Origin of the sequence: Paenibacillus sp. E222 (assembly GCF_013401555.1) — a bacterium.
Lineage (GTDB): Bacteria > Bacillota > Bacilli > Paenibacillales > Paenibacillaceae > Paenibacillus.
On sequence record NZ_CP058552.1, the window covers coordinates 3,659,688 to 3,685,249 of the forward strand.

The window sequence follows — 25,562 nt, forward strand, 5'->3', positions numbered from 1 at the left end:
CGAAATGGATGTTAACTATCAGGGAGATGGATTTGAACTGCAGTGGCCCTACAAGATCAAGGACCTCCGCAGTTTCCGAATTGAGCGAGCTTTCAATGCACATACACGTTGTGTTTTTACAGCCCACATGAGCGAAGAGGAGGCAGAGCAATGCCTCCTCCAGAGTTCCTTTAACGACAGCCTCGTTCTGCAGAAGCCAACGGATGCCAGACCGGAGGGGTGGTTCGCCGGAGGAATTACCAAAGTCGATATACAGATGGAAGACGGTATCCCCCTTTTAGAAGTGGAGGCTTTATCACGTACATATATTATGGATATGAAGCCGCGGAGTCGCTCGTATCAGAACAAGCATCTGACCTATACCGATGCGATTCGGCAGCTGGTTCGGAATTATGCCTCAGGGGATGCCCAGAATATGGCGACAAGTGACCAGGCTTCCATAGGTGCTTTGTTGGTACAGTACGAAGAAACGGATTGGAAATTTCTGAAGCGACTTGCTTCTAGAGTGGGGACGGTCATTTTACCGGACGTATCCATGGATGCACCTCGTGTCTACTTTGGTGTCCCGGACTTATCCTGGGGTAAAGAGCTACATGTCCGGCGTTACAAGGCCATGAAAGATCGAGCTGTCTATGAAGAGCTTCGAGCTAATGCTGAAGGCAAGGATGCCGAGCGGCTAGTGGAAGCCGATTTTGTTAACTACCGAGTAACCAGTGATCAGTATTGCCAAGTTGGCGATGATGTGTCATTTAAGAAACAAATGTGGGTGGTCTCCGAGTCCGTGATCAGCTACTCAGCAGGTTTATTACAGTATGAATACTTGCTGGTAAAACGCCAGAGTTTGCGCCGAAAATCCCGCCGTAATGATAAACTCCAAGGGATGTCTTTGGAAGGACGCGTGATCAAACGCGCAAACAACATGGTGAAGGTGCATTTAGATATCGATGATGCACATGATCAGCAGGGAAATTGGTGGTTTCCTTATTCGGGAGAGGGCAACAATATCTTTCACTGTCTGCCGGATGAGGGGGCTCGCATTAAGGTCTATTTCCCCAGTGGCACAGAGAAAAAGGCGATGGCTATTAATTCGGTTCGTGGCGGCGGCGAGGAAATGAAGAGCCGGACGGTGTTCCAGAAACCTTCCACAAAAGTATTCGAGATGCCTGGTGAGGCCAAAATGCAGCTGGGAGATGACGGGGTATTATTTGAGAAAGGGACCGTTAGCCTGCATCTGGATGGAGGAAATATCACGCTGAATGCCAGCGAGGATCTTCTCGTTGTAGCAGGAAATCAGATTGAAGCCGGCAGTGGGGGTGAAGAGGGAGTTCTCGAATCTCTTCGAATCCGTGCTGAGCAGGAAATTGTACTCCAGACGAATACGGACCAGTATGTTATCCTGAACGGTAACCGGATGGGGATTCAGAGTGCCAAGGTTGACTTCCAGAAGATCGAAGTGGACTTTGTGGATCTTCTAACCGAAGAAGAGCTGGAAGAGTTGTATCTAGATAAGCTCGCTCAAGGAGAAATTGCGAAACAAGAGATCGATCTATCGCTCCAACTCAAGGCTGCAGTTCAGCTAACGAATGGGCAGCGAGCGGATATTCGTAATCAAGTAGCCGAGAAGGCTAAGAGTGATCCGGGAATGAAGGATCAAGCCAAGAACTGGCTGAGCACCATGTCTTCCAATGAACAAAAAACAATCTATCAACAAAAGTATATCAATCAGTCTGCTGCAGAGCCGGAAAAGAAAAGCAAAGCAGAAAAACAGGCCGAACTGGCAAGCCAGCAGAAGGTTTACGACCAGATGGACCAGGATCGAACGGCGATGTACGATTGGAAGCAGCAAGCCAAACAGGTGATGGATCAAGGGCAGCAAGCTGGCAAGTCATCAGAGGAAATCCGTGCAATGATGCCAGCTCCACCAGTGCTGAGCGGTCAAGGCTCCTCCCAACCGGCTGGATCGAGCGGAAAGCCAGGGATGATCCAGCAGTTCGTGGAAGCTACCGGAATCGGGGGCGTATTGGAAAAGATCAGTCCTTGGCTGGAACAGATGGAACTTGCCTATGGCATACCGCAAAAGCCCGACTACTTGAGCAAGCAAACCCAAAAAACGGTATACTTATCCCGATACACATTCGAAGAGCTTATTATTGGTCCCCAAGTATTGATTGCAGAATTCAACATCATATTCGGGGTAGTTGCAATTATAGCGGCGATACCAACAGGTGGAGGATCTCTGTACATGCTGGCTGTAGCCGATGCTGCGCTGGGCGTCTCCATGATTGTGGTCAACGCGGAGAAGCTGAATGATCTGAAAAACGGAAACGCCAATACGAATCCAACGTTTCTTGGAATGGATCAGGAATTGCTGGATAAGTTGGGTATTACGTTGATGGTTGTAAACCTGGCTATGCTGGCCAAGCATGGGTTAAATAAGGCAGCGGACAAGCTGGTGAATAGTAAGAACAGTTCAGCTCTAGGTGATACATGGGCAGCTTGGAAGCAGCAGATTCAACAAGATCCGGCGGCAGCTAGCGGTAAGACTGGACCGAAGACTGCTAAATCCAAGCCTTCCAGAGGGGCGTTGGGCGGTCCTGGTAAGAATAGGCCTTTCGATGAGTTTGATGACTTGCATCTATATGATGAGGCTAGTAAGGGACGGACCAGCACAATTCATAAGGTCGAACCTCCTCCTAAAACTGAGGGGACGGGTGATGGTAGAGACTGGTTTCCAACAAGACAAATCGATCCAGATGCTGAAGGTCATATCATTCAAAGGGTGTCAGAGTTAAAGAGTAGATTATCTAATGGAGCTTTGAATAAGAGTGGATCAAACTTTGCATATGCGGAAGTTGATATTTCAGGGATAAAAAAAGAATTCTATGCACACAGTCAAGTAGATGGACCACCGCCACCACACCAAACTGAAATGAATTACGATGGTTTTTCATTCAAACCACAAGGTGAGATTAGATATCCAGCAGAAGATGCTCCTAATAGTATTGGTAAACTTATACCGAGAAATGGTGATACGGAGCATAAAATTATAAATGATTTGGCAAATCAACTTGGTGAACCAAATCCAAATATAACAGGAAAAATAAAACTATTCACAGAAAATGATACTTGCGCGAGCTGTAATAAAAATATTAGAGATTTTAAAAAGGATTATCCTGGTATTATAATTGAGATAATTCATAATGATGGAAATAAAATTCCTAAAAAATAAGAGGTGTTTTTTATGACATGGCAGTATCAGGATTTAATAGATGAATTCTATTTGGATGTAGAAAAGTACAAAAATGAATATTATAGTCACGATGAAGCAATTAACATTACTTTCAATGAATTTTATTCTGAAAATATTGTTGATGAAATGGAAAGAGCGCTAATATATATTCTATATGCAGAGCTTTCATTGCAAAATCCAAGGATTTACAATAAAACAAAACAAGTTCTTTTACATGAATTAGAGTCAATAGATCTAAATAGAATTAGAAGTCAAATAATAGATGGACAACTAAATCAAGAGCAATTTGAAGAAATATCAATTCGTAAAGATGAGGTAATAAAGAAGCTAAAACTGATGCCTATCGATTCGTGTAATCAGGCGAGATGGTACTATACGGAAATTAGGAATGCAGTTAGTAATTTCTATTTAGAGCTCGTTGCCCAGAATATGGATAGTGATGAGATCATAGATCAGGTGCTGTCAAGATATAAGAGGGGGTGCGATCGAACTCCTAGTGTAAAAATTACAGTGTATATTACTTTGGCTGAAATACTATTGAAGAATAATCAAACTATTTCTAAAGAAATTATTGATGAAATAAGTGGTTTTAAAATGGATTCAATTAATGAGGAACTTAGCTTAGATGAATTAACAGATTTATCAAGAGCCGTTAAGAATGTATTAGAATAATATTCTGGTTCTGATAAAAACAATCTACTCACAATATTACTAATATCACCATAATGTGAGCTAACCGACGTATTGTGGTTTCTTTTTTTTCGCCGCTCCATTCTAAAAAATATAATCATTTAAGTGGCGGCTTTTCAAAAACACCCCACCCAGTGCCGAATGAACCCATCATTCAACCAATAACACATATAACCCATGTAATACCCGTATAAAGATTTCTCGATTTCGGTTGTACGCACATCAAATGCTTTAATTTTATAACCTAAATAACGCTATTCCGTTACGTTGAACAGGTCGATTATGGTCAGATACCACCATGATTGACCTGTTTTTTGTTATGTTCACTTTCGTGCTTTTTTTTCAAATTTACTCGCAACTGTAGATTACCCAGTAGCGTAGTGAGGAAGAGGTAGACAGAATCTAAAGGCTGTATACAATAAATATTAAATCTAGTAAGTTCAAGGCGATGTGTGAAAATTGTGAGCCAATGTACAGTAGTTTTGTATCAATTATAAAAGATTAAGAGGGGTTTTCATTGTATGCACCCAGGCAGTAACAAATATTCTTAGTGAAGCAGGTTGGTTTGCTGAACGTGAAATAGAAATTAAGCATTACGTGGAATTTCTGAAGAATGATGATTACAATATTTTTGAAAGGGCCATACAATTTCTAAAAGAATATGGAGGATTGAAAATTCAATTCAAGAATCCTAGAAAACTGGATCAATATTTAATTTTGAATACTGATCCTGAACATGCAGGAGAATCTATTTTTCGTGAGCTCGCCGCGAGATATGAACAACACTGTAATGAATCATTTGTAATTCTTGGAGAGATCGCCTCTATTGATATGACATGGTACATTGGTTCGTCAGGAAAATTCTATGGTGGCAATGATGATTTTCTTATTTGTTTAGGAGATAACTTTGATGAGGCATTATTTCATGTTGTTTCAGGTGCAAAACTTGATATGATAACTATAGATAGTGACTAATACACTATAACTTGTAAAACACATGTCATTCACCAAAAAAAAGACATGTGTTTTTTCTTTCGTGAAAAGGATGTTATAACTGATGAAAAAAGTGGTGAACTACTGTTCCTAAGTCGGAGATAATGCTGCACTGGTCGTCGTTTATACTAAGAAGTTGAACTTTAGAAGAACGCCAATACGAATCCAACGTTTCTGGGAATGGATCAGGATTTGCTGGATAAGTTGGGTATTACGTTGATGGTTGTAAACCTGGCTATGCTGGCCAAGCATGGGTTAAATAAGGCAGCGGACAAGCTGGTGAACAGTAAGAACAGTTCGGCGCTCGGAGATACGTGGGCAGCCTGGAAGCAGCAGGTTCAACATGATCCGGCGGTAGCTAGCGGTAAGACTGGACCGAAGACTGCTAAATCCAAGCCTTCCAGAGGGGCGTTGGGCGGTCCTGGTAAGAATAGGCCTTTCGATGAGTTCGACGATACTCGCTTGTATGATGAGGCAAGTAAGGGACGGACCAGCACAATTACTGAGAGGACGGGTAAACATGATTTTATAACAGATCCAGTTGTAATGAAAAAGCACATCATCGTACCAGAAGATGGATTTCAAGCATTCCTCGAGAGGAAATATATCGATATAAGAAAATCAGGTATTGGAGATATTTCCACAGTAGCCAAAAATACAGGATTGACAGAAGAACAGGTCTTGAAGATAAAGAAGCATTTGTTCTTAGACACAAAATAAATATCTGTTGGTGGTAAACCGTACGAAGAGTTATATTTTCAAGCGGATGCAGATATTGCATATGCATGGCAGAAGGCTCAAAAGGGCGAATTGACAGAAGAGGAAAAAGAATGGTTTAGGGAGCTAGCAAATCATGAGATTAAAGAAAAGGAATTTATGGATGGTGGGATGCCTTTAAGAGATCCGTCTACTTGGAACCACGAGGACGAGATATATGATATCGACATTAAAAAAAATGCACATGACAGAGCTAACATAACAGATCCCAATCCACCTTCATTTCCAGGATACGATCAATCAAAAGAATTTAACAAACATTTTGATAAACACATAGATTATTAACTAAGAGGTGAAAAAATGTATCTAGATGAGGCTATAGTAAAAATCAATAATGTGAAATGGGATGTAGTAGGTACAAGCGTATCAAAAGAGGATGTTAAGTTAGCTCGAGAATTTTTAAGGAGATTGGCTCAATTTTTCAAGGAGCAAGCGATTAAACCGAGGCCACCTTTGTTTTCAAATATAGCTCAATTGCTTGGTGACAATGAGGAAGAAATAGTGATCTCAGACTATTGTAACGAAGAAGCTTCAAAGTTTTTAGGTAGAAGCATATATACAGGAAAAATATTTGAATATTATATCCAATTGGCTAATTATGCTGATAAGGATCCAAAATATGCTAAATATATAAATGTATATGAACCCCTAATTAAAATTATTGAAAGAGGAGGTTTATTTGATCTCCGACATCAGTCACTGGATATACAAAATGTTGGACATATGCCATTAAGCGGATGGTTTGAAAAATTTGTAACAAAGGAACCGTTAGACATAGATAATCTGGTTTAAATATTTAAAGAGTCGAGTCTATCAATAACTCTTGCAAACATACGCCGCCCTGCGAGCTAACCGCCTGATATTGATCGGCCGTTGTTTAAAAAACTTTACCCATTGCCGAACGAACCCACCAAGCAACTAATAATCACTTAACCCGTGACATATCCGTAGATAGATTTCTTCATTTTGTTTTTGTTTGTACGCTCATTAACACTTTGAATTTTTACCCTAAATAACGTTACAGCGTTGTATTAAACATGTTGATTATGGTCAGATACCACCATGATCGATGTGTTTTTTACGTCTAACGCCACCATCCATGCACACCATCCATCATCCACTAAGTTGGACGGAGATAACAGAGCCAAGCAAATTCAAAAATCTTGTGATACTAATTAAATTGAACTTGGTCGAACAGTAGCGTACTGTAAATTCAGTGGGGTTTATCGTTACTGGTAAACATGTTACTTAATTAGGATGTGACAAATTCAAGATTCAAAATACGTCCTATGCTTCTGTATGTCTGGTGTGATTCCTGCCTATAGAATGTCTAAACCTATGAAGGGAGAAATCAGCCATGAACCATCCAGGTAAGGAGTGCGTTCAGAAGCTAGGGATAACACATCGAGCGTTTGTTGTTCTGTATGACATCTCAATGGGAATTGCTTGTATGGCTACACCGATTCCATCCCCCGCGCCATCCTGAACGTCATGACGTAACATGGCTGCGATGAATAGACGTTTTGGTTCAGATCCTCCTGGTGCACATGATGTAGCTTCTGATCAACCTTCATTTGAACTCCCAGGAGCATATGACTATTATTCGAAAAAAATTCTTGGGTAATAAAAATAGAGAAGGTGGAGCGCTAATTTTAATCAGGCAATTAAGCGTATTTCTGCAATAGATTGGAGTTGTATTGGAAACAAGCAAGCAAGATCGTATGTTCATATGAGTAAAGAATACTTAAGAAGAGCATCAATATTTTTCCAATATTATCCTGGGCCTTGTAGGTATCCCTTTATTATCATTTCAATTTCGATAACTAAGTCACAAGTGAGTGTTGATGAATTACAAATACTAAAAGAGATTGACAATAGTTATGTTAGAGAAATTGCTACCAGTTATTTAGAGTTAGACGTACTCATTGATGAAGGAAATCAAATTGCTATTGAAAATAAAGATTTGTTTGTGCCAGCAATAAAGCTATATGAAAGAGGTGGCCATTTCTTTATAAGGGCAGGTCTGATATGCGTGATCCAAAATGAAAACAGATTTCAAACAGACCTTAAAGAAAGAAGTGAGAACTTTGGAAAGGTTTGAAAAAGCAGTACAAAGAATTATAAATATTGATTGGAACGTCAGGAGGAAAGACCTTCCTTTACATGCATTACTTGTAACTGAATTTATTAATAGGGGTAACATCTTTAGGGATGTTTATTGCCCTGATAATAAAATACGTAAACCCATATACAGTGCAGCTCAGATTATTGGTGTTAAAGAAGAAATACTGCTTCATATTCAAGAAAAAGTTGAGGAATTGGAATTATTGAAACAAGGTTGGACAGTAGAGTTCTTGTGCAAATATTTTTTAGAGTGGGAGTGGATAATTAGCGTTGGAGAAAAAATTGATGCACGTTTCGAGGCTCTATATGAACCTATAATATTGTTGTTGGAGAGGGGGGTGAGAGTTAGTTACCACCATAATGAGCTTGTTTGTGGAAAATATGGATGGCCTCAAAATGTTTATTCTTTTCCAAGAACAGAATTTAGTGAATTTAACATGGAGAGACTAGATGAAATAGATAGAGTAGTATGATTTATATATTTTTGTTTCTATACTGAATTATATTTTTATTGTTTGTCTATTTCAGAAAAACTATAAACCATTTTGTGTTAGCAGTATACATGTTAAATAAAGTATTAACGCCACGATGCGAGCTTTCCGCTCGTATTGTGGTTTTCTTTTGCCCTTGTCTCAACTCCCACCCAGTGCCGAATGAGTCGGCGGCTAATTTCAAGTAGACTTAACCCTGTAATACCCATATCCGTTATTTCGTTTGTACGCAAATCAAATGCTTCAATGAATGGTATGCTCAGTTTTAATGATATTGAAACTGCCGTAGCATATAATGCAGCTGAAATTCGTGCAACACTTCCTAATGGCATTACATTCAGTATGAAAAGGGGAGTAACCGGCGTGGAAAGGAACAGCTTCTAAAGATTCCTCTATGTCTTCAAATGTTAAACCGACTAAGGCGAAGAATGCACCTAGACCTAAAGATAAAGATGGAATTAAGGCCAGGGATGAAAAAACTTAGTGGACGGGTAATATTATAATTAAACTTGAGTAAAGAGGTAACCCGATCGATCATCCAATAGAAGTACGACAATACGAAAAAATGTCTTCAATGTAATTATATTCTTTCTGGCTTTAATGTTCTTTCTGACATATAGTATTTTATTCAGTAGAGGGGAGTGCACAACAATGGAGGAAATAAATATACTATCGAAAGAAGAAGTTCTTTTAAAAGGTTTAGAATTTACAGGAGATGTTTGTTTTGATGGAGAGTACGGGGACCAAGTTTTTGATAGGTCTATTGAAGATGGAGGAAATCCAGTAACAGGATTAGTTTACGAAAAATATAGCAATGGGAATTTGGCTCACTATTGTTACTATGTGGATGGAGTTCCTGATGGTGATTATGTCACGTATTACTCAGATGGTAAAATAGAAGGATTTAAACGTATGCGTAATGGAGCAATTGCTGGAAAGTCTATTTCTTGGTTCAAGAATGGTGAAATTAGAGCAACATCAGTTTCTTGATGTTTTAAAGTTACTTTCAAAAATGGAAAATAGGAACTGTGAGTAAATGCATTCTGGCCAAGTTCACTACATACTTGTGGTTACTCGTCTAAGGAAATCAATGATTACTTGAACAAATAAATCAATAACAGGATAACAAATTGAAAGGTGATTATAATGGAGCAAATATTAAATCATCCATGGGAAATAAGCGAGAAAGAGGCCATTGTCCTTCAATATAGATTAGCTGAAAAAGTCATTAAACAAGATGAATTTACAGAGGTGAATTATGTTGCTGGAGTTGATGTAGCATATAGTAAACGAAGTGATAGTTTAATTGCTGCAGTAGTTATTTTGGATGTTAATTCGCTAAAACCAGTAGAATCAGTAGTAATTGAAGATAAAGTTAGATTTCCATATGTCCCTGGATTATTCTCATTCAGAGAGTTACCTCCAATTGTTAAGGCGTTTAAGCGAATAAAAATTAAGCCAGATCTAATTGTTTGTGATGGGCAGGGCATTGCTCATCCAAGAAGGTTTGGCTTGGCTTGCCACTTAGGAGTACTTTTAGATACACCAACGATCGGATGTGGGAAAACAAGATTAATAGGAACATTTGTGGAACCCGAATCCCAACGCGGTAGTTATTCACCTTTAATCGATAACAGTGAAGTAATTGGCAAGGTACTGAGAAGTCAAAACAATGTTAAGCCTATTTTCGTGTCAATTGGTCACCGTATCTCTTTAGAAACTTCATGTAATTGGATACTGGAACTTTCACCTAAGTATCGGTTGCCTGAAACCACTAGACAAGCTGACCATCTTGTTAAAACTACTCTAACTTAAGATTATTACTGTACACAGAATGCTAACTGGGTGAATATTCAAAACGGAAAGGTCATCACCAAGTCAGAAGGGGTCAAGAGGCAATTTTAGTCCGCTGGATGTCACAAGGGGTATACTTCCAGTGGTTTCTGATAAATCAATATGAACAAGCTAGGAGGATCGTATATGGAGAAAACGAATATGATGGCTGAATTTATCATTACCGGAGATCATTTCGAACCGAAGTTAATCACAGAACAGATTGGAATCGAACCATCAGGAACCTATATAAAATGAGAACAGATAGATGATAGAGATTTGTATCGAAAAGAAACCTGCTGGTTCTTGGATACGGACTATCAGGAATCTTTTGATGTCAATCAGCAATTGAACTACTTACTCAATCTTTTGGAGCCACATATTGAAATGTTGAAAACCTTGAGAATGAAGCATAATTTGAATTATCTGTTTAGCTTCTCAATCAGAGTCATGAATAATGAAAGCCCTGCGATTTCTATCGCGCAAAAGGCAATCAGTATAGCCTATGACTTGAGTGCAGAGTTTGATTTTGATTTGTATATTCTATAGCAATAGGAATAAGCTTTTTTTTAAAATACATACGTATAAAGAGTGTCATATTATATCATTAGCATACACCTACAGAGAAGAGCAATGGGTACAACTTACTTCTGATCCATAATACCCAGATGAATTGTTGATCACTTTCTTGATAGGGATAACCGGGTACTGGACGTCTCTCACTCACCCTAATGGTAGTTCAAGCACTGGATATCATTGAAACCGAATACGATTTTACAAAGTATATATAAAGAAGGATATAATTAGTTGCTATTTATAAATTTGTACTCGGTTACATCCAAAGAGGGGAGGACGAATATGCCATTTATTGGGGGAATCATTTTAATCTTGATCCTTGCATTTATTCTATGGGCATTAATGATCCCGCTATTCAATAAAATAGGTAGTAGAATTCTGAAAAAGTACGATAAATTCAAACAAGAGGAGAATGGTGATGAAAAATTCAAAGACGTTTAGGGTAGGGGCGATAACGGTTGCATTGGTTATTATCGTGGGAGTATTACTGGTGACTTTCTTTGTAACACGAATTCCTAATGGATATGTCGGGGTTGTATATTCACCCAATGGAGGTGTAAAAGACAGTACACTGAGTCAAGGGTGGAAACTCGTTGGAGCGTTTGATAAAGTGACGAAATATCCGATCCGAATTCAAACGGTTGAGTACAAAGATATTCAAATTGCGACTTCTGATGGAAAAAACATCACAATTGATTTTGCTTATAACTACCAAGTAGAACCAAGTAAAGTATCTTCTATCTTTAATACATTTGGGCCAATTAGCATTCAAGAAATTGAGGATACATATCTCAAAACACGTTTCCGTGACGCAGCTCGTAAAGGTATCTCCAAGTTTACAGTCATTGATGTGTATGGTGAAAAGTCATCCGACGCAGGAGTGGACGTCCAGCAACGTTTTTCTGATGACGTTAAAGAGTTAGGCTTTATTGTATCCAACGTTACTGTAGGTGTTCCTCAACCTGATGCTAAGACTCAGGAAGCCATCGATAAGCGTGTCGAAGCTTCTCAAGAACTGGAACGTAAAACGACTGAACTGGAGATCGCCAAGAAAGAAGCAGAACGTAAGCGCGTGGAAGCGCAAGGTAACGCAGATAAACTATTAATTGAAGCAGAAGGCCAGGCAAAAGCCAATAAAGAGCTTCAACAATCCTTATCGAGTCAACTCGTTGAATATGAAACCATCAAGAAATGGGACGGAGCCCTTCCATATGTAAGTGGGTCCAACACGCCAATGATTCAATTGCCGGGTACTAAAGTAGAGCAAAACAGCGGGGCGGGAAGCGTATCTCCCTAATTAGAGGTTTGAAATGCATGCCTTGCTTTCACATTTAAAGTGTTGAATGCTAATGAACAAGCCGGTCCAATCGTGGGCTGACTTGTTCTTTTTTGAGTGTTTTCAAAGGTACTATGAGTGGAATCAGTTAGCCTTGACATTGGATTCACTTAGCCAATCCTGTACAATGGATAACGACAATAACAACGGTAGATTAAGGATGGATCAGGACGATGAGAATTATTATATCACCAGCTAAAAAGATGAAGATCGATACCGATCATATGGCTATCGCGCAGATGCCGCAATTTATAAACGAATCAGAACAGCTATTAAGTCTGCTTCAAAAGTTATCCTATGACGAGCTCAAAACAATGTGGAAGTGTAACGATGCAATCGCCGAACAGAACGTGGAGCGGATTCGGAATATGAATATAAAAGTAAATCTTACGCCAGCCATCTATGCCTATGAGGGCATTCAGTATCAATATATGGCGCCAGGTGTTTTTCAACATGAGGAACTGGCGTATCTTCAGCAGCATTTACGTATCTTATCCGGTTTTTATGGCATGTTGCGGCCTTTGGATGGGGTTACCCCTTATCGCTTGGAGATGCAGGGCAAGCTGCAAGGTCCAGGTTTCAAATCGCTCTATCAATTTTGGGGAAGCAAACTCGCAGATCAGCTTCAAGCGGAAAGTAACTGCATTCTGAATCTGGCTTCCAAAGAGTATAGCAAAAATATTTTGCCGTTTCTTAATGAGGAAACCCGGTTCATTACATGTGTATTCGGACAAATGGTCGATGGGAAGCTGGTTGAAAAGGCCACCTGGGCCAAGATGGCCAGAGGTGAGATGGTACGGTATATGGCGGAGCATAAGATTACAGATGTGGAAGACGTAAGAAACTTTGATCGGTTAAATTTTGGCTTTTCGGAAGAACGATCTGACGAGAGCACGTATGTATTCATACAAGCAGAGGTAAAGTAGCTAGATGTCCGCTGATCATGTACCAGAATGATAACTATTTCATTTCACTTAAAAGTCGCCAACTGGCGGCTTTTTTATTATTCAGATAATAACTCTAAGTCCTAATCAAAATAGGAAAGGTTAACTCAATTGAAAAAGCATTTGAACTGCATCTATCTTTATTCTGTTTCGAATCAAGATAATTACAGGTTATATTAACTGTTATCTGAAAGGGAAAAGGAAAAAAGTCCCTTAAAGTAGGTGCTAATTAACTATGTCCTAAAATAAGGAAAATGACGATAATGATTTATTAGACTCCATTTACACATCTGTTTAGGAAGGGAATGGAGAAAAAACATAAAGGAGGAATATAAATTCCATGATTTTAAGAAAAGGTTTTATTGTTTTTCTGATGGCTTTGTTGTTGATTGGAACCATGTATCCGACCAGCGGTTATGCGCTTTCGGATCAATCGGATACCATAATAACAACTGAAAGTAGCGCGGGGAATGAAGATGTTACTATGGAGGAATCAGTTTTAACAGACGACGAATATCTGGATGGTATTGATCCAGACGTCCATGAAGAACCGGAAGGTGTAGACGAGGACGTTGAAGATGTAGAAGATGCGCCGACAGTAACTGATGATACATACGGGGAAAACTCTTTCTCTCCTCAAGCTATGGCCATGGCAGACGAAACTTTGACCATGAGCCCTGGAGATTCCTATACGTTCACGAATAACGGAAGTGCGACAAGATCGTTAAGTACGAATGCGGCGACCTCAAGAAGTAGTGCATACGATTACGTTATTTATAGACCAGATGGCAGCATCATGGGCGAAAATATGGACTCTACTAGTGGTTTATCAGTAGGTTCAGGTTATACAGCTGTGATCACCTCGACGGGTCAGAATCCGTTTACTTTAAACGGTATGAATCCCATGTGTTTTCTCAGGATCACATTAAAAAAGGGATCATGAAACTCGGGAAAGATAGATTGTCTATTTTTAACAGTGTAACTAGTAAGATAGGGCAAGTTAATCCTAGTAAAATTAAAATAGGTTCGAACCAGATGTTTACAAAAATCAACGGTCACGATGTAACAATTAGGTTTTTTGCTGACAAGAACGGCACCATAATTAATGTAGATGCCTTTATGGGCAAGTCTACTCGTATTCTTGGTAACCAAATTAATTAGAAATGAGGATTTTGATGAATGATTTGTCCATTCAGAATATTGTCAATGGGTTAGTGAATCAGTCGACTGGAGAGTCCATGGAAGAAGCAGAGAAGTTAATTCTTGACTATTTAAATAAGTTTCCTCAGGACGTAGATGCATGGGCAAGAGTAGTCTTATTGCAAACATTACCTCCTTTTGGAGATTATCAAAGAGCTATATCATTGTTAGATTCGGCAATGGAGTACAATGATAATGTTTCATATTTCACAATACTTTCAAGTTTTTTCAGTGAATGGTTTATGGGTGGAATGAATGATTTCCAACTTGAAAAATTAATGCAATTAAAGAAAAACTCCAGTGATACACAAACGAAAGCCATTATATTGTATTTGATGGCATGGCATTACGAATCTACAAACAAAAATAAGTTTGTTACTCTTGTTGATCAATCAATTAAAACATGTGATTATCTTGTAATGAATTGGCTTGATTTAGGAAGCTATTATTTACAAAATGGAGAAATGGATAAAGGAAAACTATTAATTCAGAGTGGATTGGCTAATGTTAAACTTATTTATAAGGAAGATACATGTTACGAAGATTATGACTCACTAGATGTAATTAGGTTTATTAATGAACGAATTACTGGCGTCTTTATGACGGAGGGAAGATACAATTCAATTGTTAATTTAACAACTACCTAAATTTCTTTTTTGAAAGAGGAATCAGCATAAAAACACAGTTGGTCTATAGTCGATAGAAGAATGCGAATTGATTAAATTCAGGTACTCACACGTTTCAAAGGTTATACAATGGGTACAACTAACCCTTGATTCTTATTTAAAGTATAAATAATTTTTAACTTAAATTTACAAAATGTAATGAATAAGCCAGTCCATTAGCGGGCTGGTTTGTTCGTGTTTGAGTCTTTTCAAAGGACCATGACAAGTGAAGGGGTTTAACATTGGATACACCTGATCAATCCTTTACAATGAATAACGACAATAACAACGGTAGATTAAGGATGGATCAGCACGATGAGAATGATCATATCACCAGCTAAAAAGATGAAGATCGATACCGATCATATGGCTATCGCGCAGATGCCGCAATTTATAAACGAGTCAGAACAGCTATTGAGTTTGCTTCAAAAGTTATCCTATGACGAGCTCAAAACAATGTGGAAGTGTAACGATGCAATCGCCGAACAGAACGTGGAGCGGATTAGGAATATGAATATAAAAGCAAATCTTACGCCAGCCATCTATGCCTATGAGGGCATTCAGTATCAATATATGGCGCCAGGTGTTTTTCAACATGAGGAACTGGCGTATCTTCAGCAGCATTTACGTATCTTATCCGGTTTTTATGGCATGTTGCGGCCTTTGGATGGGGTTACCCCTTATCGCTTGGAGATGCAGGGCAGGCTGCAAGGTCCAGGTTTCAAATCGCTCTATCAGTTCTGGGGCAGCAAGTTGGCAGATCAGCTTCAAGCGGAAAGCAACTGTATTCTGAATCTGGCTTCCAAAGAGTATAGCAAAAATATTTTACCGTTTCTGAGTGAGGAAACCCGGTTCATTACATGTGTATTCGGACAAATGGTCGATGGGAAGCTTGTTGAAAAGGCAACGCGGGCCAAGATGGCCAGAGGTGAGATGGTACGTTATATGGCAGACCGGAAGATTACAGATGTGAGGCATATTAGAAACTTTGATCGGTTAGGTTTTGTTTTCTCAGAAGAGAACTCGGATGAAGGGAATTATGTATTTATATATTCAGAGGGAAAATAGTCATTAGTGTGCCAATTATATATGAGAAGAGTGGTTTATTGTCGTTAATCAAAACGCTGTACAACATGAATCTTGATTTCATATGACATTGGCTTCCTCTGGCATACAAAACTCCCATCATAGTAGAGTTATTTCTACTGTCTACTATGATGGGAGTGTAACAAGAATTACAGTGGGCAGTTTTTCGTATTATATACAGCTAGAAATGTAATCTTTGTTTTCTCGATTTTTAAAATTATGTGAGAGTTGGATTGGTGTCAATGTTTAGCCTCTGGCGTTTCTTCAAGATGGCGTCCCCCCATGTCGTTCCAACACGTTTAAAGCAAATGTCCGCCAGACACTTCAATGTCTTGAGCTGTGACCCAGCCGAAATCATCGGACAATACGTTCACAATGACCTTCGCAAGATCTTCAGGTTGGCCTATTCTGCCAAATACAGATTGCTCAGCCAGTGGTTTGATGAATTCGGGATGCTTATCGAATACGCCATCGCCGAAATTGCTGTGCGTAGGGCCGGGAGAAACGGCGTTGACCCGAATGTTGCGAGGTGCAAGTTCTTTGGCGATATAACGAGTCCATGTGGAGAAGGCTGCTTTTAACGAGCCGTAGGCAGAGTAACCTGGGAATGATTGGTTCTTGGAAGAACTCGTAGTATTAACGATGGCTCCATGATCATCCATAAATCGCACAAGGTGTTGTGTTAAAAAAACGGGTCCTTTAAAGTTCGTATTAAGAATGTTGTCGAAGTATTCTTCGGTCATCTCATTGAACATCATAGGTCCGCCAATACCACCATTATTAACTAAGTAATCAAAAGTCGTTCTGTCCCAGATATCGTTCAGGTACTGTTTGACTTCTAAGGCGAAACCTTCGAATGTTGATATTTGGGTCAGATTTAACTTCAGTGCTACAGCCCGAACTCCTGTATTTTGCTCCACTTCCTTAACGACCGCTTCTGCTCTGTCCTTATAGGAATTATATGTGAGAATCACGCTAATTCCGCGCTTGCCTAGCTCCAGGGCCGTCGCTTTTCCAATGCCATTACTTCCACCTGTTACGATTGCAATTTTCATCATATCCACCCTTTCTTGTGATCGATCTGGACTTTATTTTAGTCTTCTCTGCGGAAATTATATAGATCTAATCACACCTTTAAATTGCCTAAAACCACCACATGTATTTGTAATGAGCAGAGAATATCGTTATTTTATAACATCAGAAGAGCCTAAAAATGCTGCTTCATTTCAGAGCTGTGTTGAGGGATGCAGATTCATTTGATAAGATAGGTGCATGAATAAAATTATGGATGAAATTATCGAATTAATGAAATGTGCAGGTACTCGACCGATTGAAACCGAAGTTCCAGGGCTGAGCATGATTAAGGGAGATATTCCCGCACATCAGCTTGCAGCACTCTACGAGCCGATGATTGGTTTTACGGTTCAAGGAACAAAGATGCTTTCAATCGGGGAGCGCAGAACTACACTGGGAGGCCCCTCATATTATGTTCTGCCGATACATGTTCCTGCAACGGCGAGTGTGCATCCAGATAGGAATGGCGGCCCTTACATGTCTCTTGGTCTTGCGATAAATCAGAATGTTCTTCAACGCTTATTAAGAGATCTGCCTGAAAATCTAATTCCAACTTCTTCTGTGCAGTTCGCAGCTTGTGAGATGGATCTTGAATTCATGGAGGCATGGCTACGCTTATTGCGATTAACTAAGTCAACCAGAGATATTCCCGCTCTTGCACCGGCTTATGAACGTGAAATCCTTTATCGCGTTCTGATGGGACCGCAAGGATGGTATCTGAGACAACTGGGTATGAGGGAAAGTAACTTCGCCAAGATTTCTCAAATTGTAAAATGGTTTCGCGATAATTTTATGAGGCCCATAGACATCAGTGAGATGGCATCAAAATCGGGTATGGCTATAAATACCTTTCATCGTCAGTTTAAAAGTGCAACGGGATTAAGTCCTATTCAATTTCAAAAGCAATTAAGGCTTTTGGAGGCTAGGAACCTCATTGCTTTTGAGGGTTATGCAGTAGCCAGTGCTGCATATCAGGTTGGCTATCAGAGTGCCTCGCAGTTTAATCGCGAATATTCCCGCTTCTTCGGTTTATCTCCAGCTCGAGATACGGAGAAACTAAGACGAATCGAACATGCAAGGGAGTAGACAAGCCTGGGATCATTAGCATTAATCTGGACGGAAACAATGTTCCCATTAAACTGTAGGACCATAGTATGGAAGCTCAACATTGAGAGAGTGGATTCATGAATTGAAATCAGGAGGTTAGCCGGATGAAATTGCCATTAAACTTCTGCTAACATAGTTTTATCCCATATCAAATGAGCGGTGAAAACAGATGAGTACAATTAAAGTTACCCCTGAGCAGTTACATTACTTGTCAGGTCAGGTGGATCAGGCGAGGCAACAATTGGAGCATATTCAAGATAATCTCTCCAGGCAGATTATGTTCCTTCAAGCCATGTGGATGGGTGTGACACAGGAGCGTTTTTATGATGATTTTGCGCGGTCGCGTCCCTTACTACAGAAAGCACTGGAGAGAATGGTGTATACTTCGAAAGAGTTAAAGGATATTGCGACACGGTTTGAGCATGCAGATGCGGAGAAGAGCAGTCTGGGTAGTGTTATTGGTGCTGTTGGTGCGGCAGCAATGATGAAGAGCACAGGGAGTGATGCGGGTTCGGGTGATAAGGGCTACCAGATGGCTCAAATCAATATCTATGGTCGGCTGATGTGGATGCCAGTAAACGAGAATGGTGTTCCCGATCAGGCCTCTCTGCAGGCATATCAGAAGGATCAGGGGCATTTGGATATCAACCGGATGCAAGCAGGTCATGCGGAAGAGCCGGGGGAAGATCTTAATGCTTTACAGATTAAAGCTTTTGAAAATAGAATCCATCCTTTCACAGGCGAGCCTGTATCCGATAAGTATGCTCAGATCATGTTGACTTCTCTGAAGTTCAGTCAGCTATTTATGGCATTTCAGATGGTTCGCGGGAGTATGCCGGGTGGCAAAGGGCCGTTTCGCTTACCTTCTTCTCATCCAGCTGTGGCGAAGATTAAAAAGAATTTGGAAGCGGCTGAATCAAGGAAAGCGAATGGGCAAAAGAAGGGTTCTGAGGTCACAGGGCAAGCTTCTAACATCGGTAGTATAGTTAAAGAAGGAAACAAAACGACATACACCAATCCAGTCGGTAATGTGCTGCATTGGGATGATCAGCATCCCAAAAATATTAATCGAGACATTGATCAATTGTTAAACAGTAAGGACTCAGGAAAAGCAACTGAAGCCAAAGCTGCTTACGCTGTAAGAGAAAGTAAGGAAGTTACAGCCTTCAGCCAAAAAATTCAAAGAGCTGATGGTAATCCTGCAGGAGATTTTGACATAGTAACTAAACATGAGATTATTGAAGTTAAAAAATCATTGAAAGCCATCACAGATGTGGAACAGTTTGATAAATATGTTAATGTAAAACACCAAGATTTCTTTAACTATGATCAGAAAAAAGTTATTTTATATATTGACAAGCCGTTGACTAATCCACATCCGAATGATTTGATAAAATTGGAATTAATCAAATCTAAAGGTGTTACTATTGTGAACTCTTTAGATGAACTCAAGGGGGTATTGAAGTAAAACATGGGGACTTCAGCTGTTATTTTAACAAAGAAAGATAAATATTCTCCAGAGCAGCTTCTAGCTGATACTATTGTTGCAGCTTTTCATGCGGACGCAGCTCTTTATTTCTATAACAATAAAACATATACAAATGAAGGAGAATTTTTGTATACAACGCTGAATATTAATCATAAGTCATTTACAGGGGACAATGAATCCTCATTGATTTTCCATATTCACAGCATTAGTAGCCTAAGCACTGAATTTTATTATCACGAAGATTTAGGTTTAGATCCTAACGAATCACTATGCCAGGTCGGGCACATTGAGGATATCTATGGTAATCAAGAGTTAATACTTCATTTTATTTATGAATATCTCAAGCTGAATCCTGATGATTATTTTTGGATTGCAGACAATGATTGGGTATACAGCCGGGAGGACATACAAAAACTGAAATCTTTACCGTACGACCCGGATTGGTGTTATAAAAATCCCAAAGACTAATTTCTAAGTCATGACAAAGGGAACATAAAGAATGTTGATCCTGCATTCCGATTAATATTTAGGAAGAGATAATTGATGATTCCATAAGAGGAAGATCAGAAAGTGTGTTTTATTGGAGAGTCTCTAGCTATGATTAAGATGTAATCTCAGTCATAGAATATGATGAATTTTATACAATATTTTATGATTTACAGTGAGAATTACGTGGAGAAGCATCCAGAGGGAAAAAGAGGATACTATCAATTTAATAGATGGCGTGAAAAGAAGATTGAATTTTAGTATACCTGCTAATACTCACTTAAAATATTTGTAAGTTAAACAAGTTAGTAATGTATAATTATGAGACATATCTTTTGCACCTCTGCGTAGAGTGGTTGGCGGTACTTCTATTTTACGTAAAGAGTCAAAGGTGTCTCTTTTTACATTTAATGGAACTTTTTTGAGCGAATCCAGTTATTAAGCTTTTTTTTCAATAAGATAATGTCTCAGAACGGAGGTGTTAAGTATGCCGTATGAATTAGGAGGAAGATCGGATAAAAGTGGAAATAAATTTGAAATTCGATGGACAGTAAATCAGATTCTTGAAGTATTAGATGAAAGACTAGATTATATTACATTAGAAGCTCTCGGAGATGACGAGCAAGGAGTTGATATCTGGGTCGGACTAAAGAATGGCACTAGGGAAGCACAGCAATGTAAAGGACGAAATGCGAGTAAAGAATATTGGGATTATGGCACAGCTAATGCAAAAGGAATCTTCACAAATTGGAAGTTCCAATTAGAAAGAAATGAGTCTAACACAGTTTCATTAGTATCTCCGTTAGCATTTACCCTATTAGAAGATCTAATTAATAGAGCAAATAATACAAGCACGTCCCCTCAGGACTTTTATCAATTTCAAATACTTACTGCCAGTAAAGAACTGAGAAGCTTCTTTGATTATTTTTGCAAATCAATGGAATTGATCCCTCAAGTGGATCATGATTTAATAAAGTGCATTTCACTTCTGAAGAGAATATCGTATCGTCAGACTTCAGATAGTGATTTAAAAAGAACGATATTATCCAGAATTAATTACCTTTTTCTGGGTGACGAAAATGAGATATATGAAACGTTGGCTACTTGGGTTATAGACGGAGATATCTTAGGGAAACCAATTACTCCATCCGTAATTTATCAGTTAATTAATGGAAGAAAAATGATTTTAAAAAATCTTGCATTAGACAAACGAATTATCCCACGATTTGAAGAGCTAAATCGTGAATATACCTCTTTATTTCTTCCATTAAATAATAAACTTATAGAAAGAAAGGAGTTTTATGAGAGCAGAAAAGCAATAAGTTCAGGCGAATCATTAATAATACATGGAAAAGCTGGGAGAGGAAAAAGCGGTTGTACAGAAGACATTATTAACTATTGTCAAGAAAATGCTATAACGTTTATAGCTTTAAAATTAGATAAGCGTACTCCAAGTGTAAGTGCTCAGAAATGGGGTGAAGATTTAGGGTTGCCATCTTCTATAGTTCATTGTATCCATAGTGTTTCCAAGACTGAGAGTGCTGTGATTATTTTAGATCAGTTAGATGCACTACGTTGGACTCAAGCACACTCAAGGGATGCTCTATTGGTGTGTACTCAAATTATAGATCAAGTTGAAAGAGTAAATTTAGAAAGAGAAAATAAGATTTCAGTAGTTTTTGTATGTAGAACATATGACTTGGAAAATGATAATAATATTAAATCTCTTTTCAAAACCGATAATAACAAAAAAACAGCTTTGCATTGGAATAAGATTCAAATCAACGAATTGCCCGATGATTCGGTCAAAGTTATTGTCGGTAATCGTTATGAGAACTTGACAAGAAAATTGAAAGAAGTATTACGAGTTCCAAGTAATCTTTATATTTGGAAACACTTGGATAATACTAGTGAATATAATGAATGTTCAACGGCAAATCATCTGGTCTTAGAATGGTGGAGACAATTAGAAAAAAGATGTTTTGAATTTGGACTTAATGAGGGATCTCTTAATGAAACTAAGGAGCAACTGATTAAGCATTTTGATAAATTAGGTAGAATATCTATTCCTATAAATTTATTAAGTGTCAACAGGTCAAGTTTGGAGTTTTTATCTTCAAACGGTTTCCTGATGTTACAAGGAAATAAAATTTCTTTTGCTCATCAATCAATATTAGATTGCTTTTTAGCTGAGATGATGCTGAAACAATATTATGAGAACGAAAACATATTAAATGTTATTGGCGACAAGGAGAAGCAAACACCTGGAAGAAGATATCAAGTTCAGATGATGTTACAAAATTTAGTGGAGTTTGACAGTGCAGATTTTCTTGTTGCTGGACAAAAGATTCTTGCGTCTGAGAATATCCGATACAGTGTCAAGTTTGTTTTTTTTGAAATATTAAATCAACTGGAACATTTAGATCATAATGTACAAAATTATATAATTGATAACTGTGAAAATGAGATGTTTGCTTCTCATATAATTAATAATGTAGTAAATTTCAAACCTCAATATATTAATTTACTTAGAAACAAAGGTATTCTTGATCGATGGTTTGAAGATACAGAGAAGAAACAGACAGTAATTAATCTTTTTATTAGTAAATCACCTGAATATGAAGTAGAAGATGCACTATTTATAGAGAAACATGCATTTCAATCACAAGAAGATGATACTAATTTCATGCGATGTTTCTTACATGATATTAATATGGATATTGACGAGATGTTCGAATTGAGAATGAAATTTTATCGCCGATATCCGAACATGGCAGAAAACTATCTTGACTTTAAGGCAATGCTAAAAAAATGCGAGATGAGAACAATACGGGTGTTTGCATTTCTTTTAGAAAATAAACTGAAGCGTCATGCTCAAACTTTGTATAGATACGAAGAAGAATTTTTACTGGAAGATTCGGAATTTCTAATTCAGGAAGGTAGCGAAGTTATTAATTTACTACTACCTTATGTTCCAACTATAGAGAACGAAATTTCATCTTTTAATGATTGGTCTGCAAGGTATTCACACATAAATGGTCTTGAACGAGCTTGTATTCAGATCATAAAAAAAGCAAATACGGCAATAATTTTATCAAATCCAGAAACATTTTGGGAACGTTATAAAGGATATATGGGTAAAGGAAACGACCTATACAACGAAATTATTTTAGATGGAATGCTCAAATTACCGTATTCATATAGCGATTCTATTATTGAATTTTTATGTGATGATTTTGACAATAACATATTCGATAACACTAGTGGTAACGGAGATCGGCTGTTACTAGCTAAAGAAGTTCTGGCAAGACATTCTGAACACTGTAGTTCACCTATTTTTGAGTTACTAGAAAAGACGGTTATTAGTTATGTATCCCCGTTAGCTAGAAGACTATATCAACGTAGAATTGAATATAACCGAGAGAATAATGGATCGATAGTTTACTGGAGTTTTTGGGGGGACTTACAAAAAGAAATCCTTGAAGCATTGCCATTGAATCAGCTTAGCGAAAAAGCCAAAGATCTGATTCATGTGTTACGGCGAAGATTTAAAAATGAAACTACTTTATATATGTATTCTAACGGACACAGTGGCTCTGTAAGTTCGCCTATTGCTGGGAAGAAGCTTAGTGATAAAAGATGGATTGCTATATTGACTAATCAAAAACTAAGAACAAAAGGTGGTTCGCGTTGGAATGAGGTTCCTGGAGGTTTTCTAGAAAGTTCAATAGAATCCTTTTCAAGTAACTTAAGGACTACCGTTTCTGAAGAACCAGAAAGAATGATAAAGTTATTACTCTCATGTAGTGATACAATACCGGAAATTTACATTGATGCTCTATTCAATGGAGTAGCTCAGAGTAAAACATTTAATAATATTCCATTAGAACTACTAGAATCGATGATTTTGAAATTTTCATTTGACTTCACTTCATATAGAGCAAATTCTGTATGTACAATGATTGAGAAAAGTGATGATGTAAGATGGTCACAGGAGATACTGGATTCACTTAAGGATATTGCAATTAAACACAAAAATCCGGAAATTGGAAAGCCAAATGTGACCAATAATGAAGATAAAGAAATGCGTAGCTTTGATATGTTACAAAGCAATGCAATAAATTGTGTGAGAGGTGAAGCAGCTCAAGCCATAGCTAACTTACTATGGAAAAAAAGTGATCTTTTCAGTGAGTTTAAAGATACCATTGGAAAGTTAGTATCTGATGAAAACCCAGCAGTGAGGTATGCAAGCCTATTCGCTCTATGGCCCTCATACAACATTGATAGGGATTGGGCATCTGAAAAAATCCTTTATCTTTATGAACAAGATTATCGATTAGCTGGATTCCATGATACAAGAAATATGTTTTATTTGTTATATCCACGATATCGTCAAAGAATAATCAATATTATCAAGCAATGTTACAATTCTGAAGACGATCAACTAATTAGATCAGGGGCGCATTGTTTATCTGAAATGTTTATCATTAAAAATGATTTTGTTGATGAAATGGCAAACGTAGATAATATGAGTAAATTACAAGCTGAGGAAATTATTTATATGGTTATGTTGTATTTTGATAAAGAAGAGTACAATGCATTAGCTAAAAATATTATTCTTAAATTTAAAACAAGCACTTTAGATTTAGAAATGCCGATCTCAAGATTATTTTATGATAATTTAATCGATTTGGAGAGAGATAAGGATTTTCTAATTGAACTAATGAGTTCAGATTTGAGTCGTAGAACGTTGCATGCATTTGTAAATTATCTCGAAGAAGAGGCAAAATCGGTAGTTGAATTCAAAGATATAATATTATCAATGAGTCGTCATTTAATTCAGAATGATACTAGAGGATATGAAGGTCTATGGGGTATCCATGATGATATCTCTAAATTAGTTATTGGACTATATGATGAAACTATTGAAGATACGAGAACAGAGATAAAATGTATAGCACAAGAATGTCTAGATATTTGGGATTTAATGTTTGAAAAGCAGATTGGACCTGTGAGAAGACTAAGCCATGAAATGATGCAAAGATAAAAAGAGAGTGAAAGTTTGAGCGAAATAAGACCTGACTGGACTGTTTCCTGTGAACGACTAGTCCAGTTACGTCTTTTTGCTTTGCAAACGTCTTGATGAGCGTGGGATACGAGTCCATTATCATTTTCTTCGCCAAGTATGAATTTTTAGTTTACAAGGATAAGGTTTCCTTACAACCGTCCGATTCAATAGATTATCTTCTAGTCTGATTATAATCAGCCAGCTTAATCAAGAATAGCTTTTGGAATATTCAGTATCCCGTTCGCAGTGTCATAAACACGTTCACCACAGCAAGATAAGCGTAAAATTGGTGTTTGAGGTAAGGTTTAACTTTGGATCAATAAAAAACACTAGTGGATTTCCCGCTAAATTCCCATCTCAGCTCTTCCCTTGA

Annotated in this window: 24 protein-coding genes; 23 read left to right on the plus strand and 1 reads right to left on the minus strand. The window is 38.1% G+C overall.

What is annotated here, in order from left to right; translation table 11 throughout:
* The first annotated feature begins 4 nt into the window (after positions 1 to 4).
* The 19 genes from HW560_RS16455 (at position 5) to yaaA (HW560_RS16540) (ending at position 15,947) form a co-directional block, all read left to right on the plus strand.
* Positions 5 to 3,229: a deaminase domain-containing protein gene (locus HW560_RS16455; RefSeq protein ID WP_179263946.1), complete on the plus strand. Its 3,225-nt coding sequence runs from the start codon at positions 5 to 7 to the stop codon at positions 3,227 to 3,229.
* A 12-nt stretch (positions 3,230 to 3,241) separates the two neighbouring features.
* Positions 3,242 to 3,922 carry an Imm3 family immunity protein gene (locus HW560_RS16460; protein ID WP_179263948.1) on the plus strand — a complete coding sequence of 227 codons (681 nt, stop codon included), beginning with the start codon at positions 3,242 to 3,244 and terminating at the stop codon, positions 3,920 to 3,922.
* 534 nt (positions 3,923 to 4,456) lie between these two features.
* A complete protein-coding gene (locus HW560_RS16465; protein ID WP_257032021.1) occupies positions 4,457 to 4,915 on the plus strand; it encodes an SUKH-3 domain-containing protein in 459 nt (152 codons plus the stop codon).
* A 210-nt stretch (positions 4,916 to 5,125) separates the two neighbouring features.
* On the plus strand, positions 5,126 to 5,653 hold the full coding sequence (locus HW560_RS16470) for a hypothetical protein (RefSeq protein WP_179263950.1): 528 nt from the start codon (positions 5,126 to 5,128) through the stop codon (positions 5,651 to 5,653).
* Between the two features lie 90 nt (positions 5,654 to 5,743).
* Positions 5,744 to 5,995 (plus strand): hypothetical protein, encoded by a 252-nt coding sequence (locus tag HW560_RS16475; RefSeq protein ID WP_179263952.1) that lies wholly within the window; start codon positions 5,744 to 5,746, stop codon positions 5,993 to 5,995.
* A 15-nt stretch (positions 5,996 to 6,010) separates the two neighbouring features.
* Positions 6,011 to 6,502, plus strand: a complete 492-nt coding sequence (locus tag HW560_RS16480) for a hypothetical protein (RefSeq protein ID WP_063565634.1) — start codon at positions 6,011 to 6,013, stop codon at positions 6,500 to 6,502.
* A gap of 937 nt (positions 6,503 to 7,439) precedes the next feature.
* On the plus strand, positions 7,440 to 7,811 hold the full coding sequence (locus HW560_RS16485; RefSeq protein ID WP_257031958.1) for a hypothetical protein: 372 nt from the start codon (positions 7,440 to 7,442) through the stop codon (positions 7,809 to 7,811).
* Positions 7,798 to 8,307 carry a hypothetical protein gene (locus HW560_RS16490; protein WP_179263954.1) on the plus strand — a complete coding sequence of 170 codons (510 nt, stop codon included), beginning with the start codon at positions 7,798 to 7,800 and terminating at the stop codon, positions 8,305 to 8,307. Before HW560_RS16485 ends, HW560_RS16490 begins: the two co-directional genes overlap by 14 nt.
* A 669-nt stretch (positions 8,308 to 8,976) precedes the next feature.
* On the plus strand, positions 8,977 to 9,315 hold the full coding sequence (locus tag HW560_RS16495) for a toxin-antitoxin system YwqK family antitoxin (RefSeq protein ID WP_179263956.1): 339 nt from the start codon (positions 8,977 to 8,979) through the stop codon (positions 9,313 to 9,315).
* Between the two features lie 156 nt (positions 9,316 to 9,471).
* Positions 9,472 to 10,140 (plus strand): deoxyribonuclease V, encoded by a 669-nt coding sequence (gene nfi / locus HW560_RS16500; RefSeq protein ID WP_179263958.1) that lies wholly within the window; start codon positions 9,472 to 9,474, stop codon positions 10,138 to 10,140.
* Positions 10,141 to 10,305: 165 nt separating this feature from the next.
* Positions 10,306 to 10,416 carry a DUF4279 domain-containing protein gene (locus HW560_RS33500; RefSeq protein WP_218834993.1) on the plus strand — a complete coding sequence of 37 codons (111 nt, stop codon included), beginning with the start codon at positions 10,306 to 10,308 and terminating at the stop codon, positions 10,414 to 10,416.
* Positions 10,417 to 10,422: 6 nt separating this feature from the next.
* Positions 10,423 to 10,707, plus strand: coding sequence for a DUF4279 domain-containing protein (locus tag HW560_RS34435; RefSeq protein ID WP_373565001.1), 285 nt, complete (start codon positions 10,423 to 10,425; stop codon positions 10,705 to 10,707).
* 309 nt (positions 10,708 to 11,016) lie between these two features.
* Positions 11,017 to 11,175, plus strand: a complete 159-nt coding sequence (locus tag HW560_RS16510; RefSeq protein ID WP_179263962.1) for a hypothetical protein — start codon at positions 11,017 to 11,019, stop codon at positions 11,173 to 11,175.
* Positions 11,153 to 12,031, plus strand: coding sequence for a prohibitin family protein (locus tag HW560_RS16515; protein WP_179263964.1), 879 nt, complete (start codon positions 11,153 to 11,155; stop codon positions 12,029 to 12,031). Before HW560_RS16510 ends, HW560_RS16515 begins: the two co-directional genes overlap by 23 nt.
* Positions 12,032 to 12,243: 212 nt before the next feature.
* Complete coding sequence (yaaA, locus tag HW560_RS16520) at positions 12,244 to 12,996, plus strand: peroxide stress protein YaaA (protein WP_179263965.1); 753 nt, start codon at positions 12,244 to 12,246, stop codon at positions 12,994 to 12,996.
* Positions 12,997 to 13,354: 358 nt separating this feature from the next.
* Positions 13,355 to 13,957, plus strand: a complete 603-nt coding sequence (locus HW560_RS16525) for a hypothetical protein (protein WP_179263968.1) — start codon at positions 13,355 to 13,357, stop codon at positions 13,955 to 13,957.
* Positions 13,954 to 14,175: a hypothetical protein gene (locus HW560_RS34440; protein ID WP_179263970.1), complete on the plus strand. Its 222-nt coding sequence runs from the start codon at positions 13,954 to 13,956 to the stop codon at positions 14,173 to 14,175. The genes HW560_RS16525 and HW560_RS34440 overlap by 4 nt, the downstream gene beginning before the upstream one ends.
* A 14-nt stretch (positions 14,176 to 14,189) precedes the next feature.
* Positions 14,190 to 14,861 (plus strand): tetratricopeptide repeat protein, encoded by a 672-nt coding sequence (locus HW560_RS16535; protein ID WP_179263972.1) that lies wholly within the window; start codon positions 14,190 to 14,192, stop codon positions 14,859 to 14,861.
* Positions 14,862 to 15,194: 333 nt separating this feature from the next.
* Complete coding sequence (gene yaaA / locus HW560_RS16540; RefSeq protein WP_179263974.1) at positions 15,195 to 15,947, plus strand: peroxide stress protein YaaA; 753 nt, start codon at positions 15,195 to 15,197, stop codon at positions 15,945 to 15,947.
* A 317-nt stretch (positions 15,948 to 16,264) separates the two neighbouring features.
* Here the strand turns inward: yaaA (HW560_RS16540) and HW560_RS16545 are convergent, their stop codons facing one another.
* Positions 16,265 to 17,023: an SDR family NAD(P)-dependent oxidoreductase gene (locus tag HW560_RS16545; protein ID WP_244192743.1), complete on the minus strand. Its 759-nt coding sequence runs from the start codon at positions 17,021 to 17,023 to the stop codon at positions 16,265 to 16,267.
* A gap of 214 nt (positions 17,024 to 17,237) precedes the next feature.
* Here HW560_RS16545 and HW560_RS16550 point away from each other — a divergent pair, with 214 nt between their 5' ends.
* From HW560_RS16550 to HW560_RS16565, 4 genes are all read left to right on the plus strand, one after another.
* On the plus strand, positions 17,238 to 18,125 hold the full coding sequence (locus HW560_RS16550; protein WP_109998586.1) for an AraC family transcriptional regulator: 888 nt from the start codon (positions 17,238 to 17,240) through the stop codon (positions 18,123 to 18,125).
* A 190-nt stretch (positions 18,126 to 18,315) separates the two neighbouring features.
* Positions 18,316 to 19,614: a WXG100 family type VII secretion target gene (locus tag HW560_RS16555; protein WP_109998585.1), complete on the plus strand. Its 1,299-nt coding sequence runs from the start codon at positions 18,316 to 18,318 to the stop codon at positions 19,612 to 19,614.
* Between the two features lie 3 nt (positions 19,615 to 19,617).
* Positions 19,618 to 20,103, plus strand: a complete 486-nt coding sequence (locus tag HW560_RS16560; RefSeq protein ID WP_109998584.1) for a hypothetical protein — start codon at positions 19,618 to 19,620, stop codon at positions 20,101 to 20,103.
* 505 nt (positions 20,104 to 20,608) lie between these two features.
* Positions 20,609 to 25,168, plus strand: coding sequence for a hypothetical protein (locus HW560_RS16565; protein ID WP_109998583.1), 4,560 nt, complete (start codon positions 20,609 to 20,611; stop codon positions 25,166 to 25,168).
* Positions 25,169 to 25,562 lie beyond the last annotated feature (394 nt).

What these genes read in the sequence shown, in the direction of transcription:
- HW560_RS16545 (WP_244192743.1), bottom strand. Translation starts at nt 17,023, where the DNA reads ATGATGAAAATTGCAATCGTAACAGGTGGAAGTAATGGCATTGGAAAA.
- nfi (WP_179263958.1), top strand. Translation starts at nt 9,472, where the DNA reads ATGGAGCAAATATTAAATCATCCATGGGAAATAAGCGAGAAAGAGGCC.
- HW560_RS16460 (WP_179263948.1), top strand. Translation starts at nt 3,242, where the DNA reads ATGACATGGCAGTATCAGGATTTAATAGATGAATTCTATTTGGATGTA.
- HW560_RS16560 (WP_109998584.1), top strand. Translation starts at nt 19,618, where the DNA reads ATGGGGACTTCAGCTGTTATTTTAACAAAGAAAGATAAATATTCTCCA.
- HW560_RS16555 (WP_109998585.1), top strand. Translation starts at nt 18,316, where the DNA reads ATGAGTACAATTAAAGTTACCCCTGAGCAGTTACATTACTTGTCAGGT.
- HW560_RS34440 (WP_179263970.1), top strand. Translation starts at nt 13,954, where the DNA reads ATGAAACTCGGGAAAGATAGATTGTCTATTTTTAACAGTGTAACTAGT.
- HW560_RS16485 (WP_257031958.1), top strand. Translation starts at nt 7,440, where the DNA reads ATGAGTAAAGAATACTTAAGAAGAGCATCAATATTTTTCCAATATTAT.
- HW560_RS16480 (WP_063565634.1), top strand. Translation starts at nt 6,011, where the DNA reads ATGTATCTAGATGAGGCTATAGTAAAAATCAATAATGTGAAATGGGAT.
- HW560_RS16510 (WP_179263962.1), top strand. Translation starts at nt 11,017, where the DNA reads ATGCCATTTATTGGGGGAATCATTTTAATCTTGATCCTTGCATTTATT.
- yaaA (WP_179263965.1), top strand. Translation starts at nt 12,244, where the DNA reads ATGAGAATTATTATATCACCAGCTAAAAAGATGAAGATCGATACCGAT.
- HW560_RS16565 (WP_109998583.1), top strand. Translation starts at nt 20,609, where the DNA reads ATGCCGTATGAATTAGGAGGAAGATCGGATAAAAGTGGAAATAAATTT.
- HW560_RS16495 (WP_179263956.1), top strand. Translation starts at nt 8,977, where the DNA reads ATGGAGGAAATAAATATACTATCGAAAGAAGAAGTTCTTTTAAAAGGT.
- yaaA (WP_179263974.1), top strand. Translation starts at nt 15,195, where the DNA reads ATGAGAATGATCATATCACCAGCTAAAAAGATGAAGATCGATACCGAT.
- HW560_RS33500 (WP_218834993.1), top strand. Translation starts at nt 10,306, where the DNA reads ATGGAGAAAACGAATATGATGGCTGAATTTATCATTACCGGAGATCAT.
- HW560_RS16455 (WP_179263946.1), top strand. Translation starts at nt 5, where the DNA reads ATGGATGTTAACTATCAGGGAGATGGATTTGAACTGCAGTGGCCCTAC.
- HW560_RS16550 (WP_109998586.1), top strand. Translation starts at nt 17,238, where the DNA reads ATGAATAAAATTATGGATGAAATTATCGAATTAATGAAATGTGCAGGT.
- HW560_RS16515 (WP_179263964.1), top strand. Translation starts at nt 11,153, where the DNA reads ATGAAAAATTCAAAGACGTTTAGGGTAGGGGCGATAACGGTTGCATTG.
- HW560_RS16535 (WP_179263972.1), top strand. Translation starts at nt 14,190, where the DNA reads ATGAATGATTTGTCCATTCAGAATATTGTCAATGGGTTAGTGAATCAG.
- HW560_RS16525 (WP_179263968.1), top strand. Translation starts at nt 13,355, where the DNA reads ATGATTTTAAGAAAAGGTTTTATTGTTTTTCTGATGGCTTTGTTGTTG.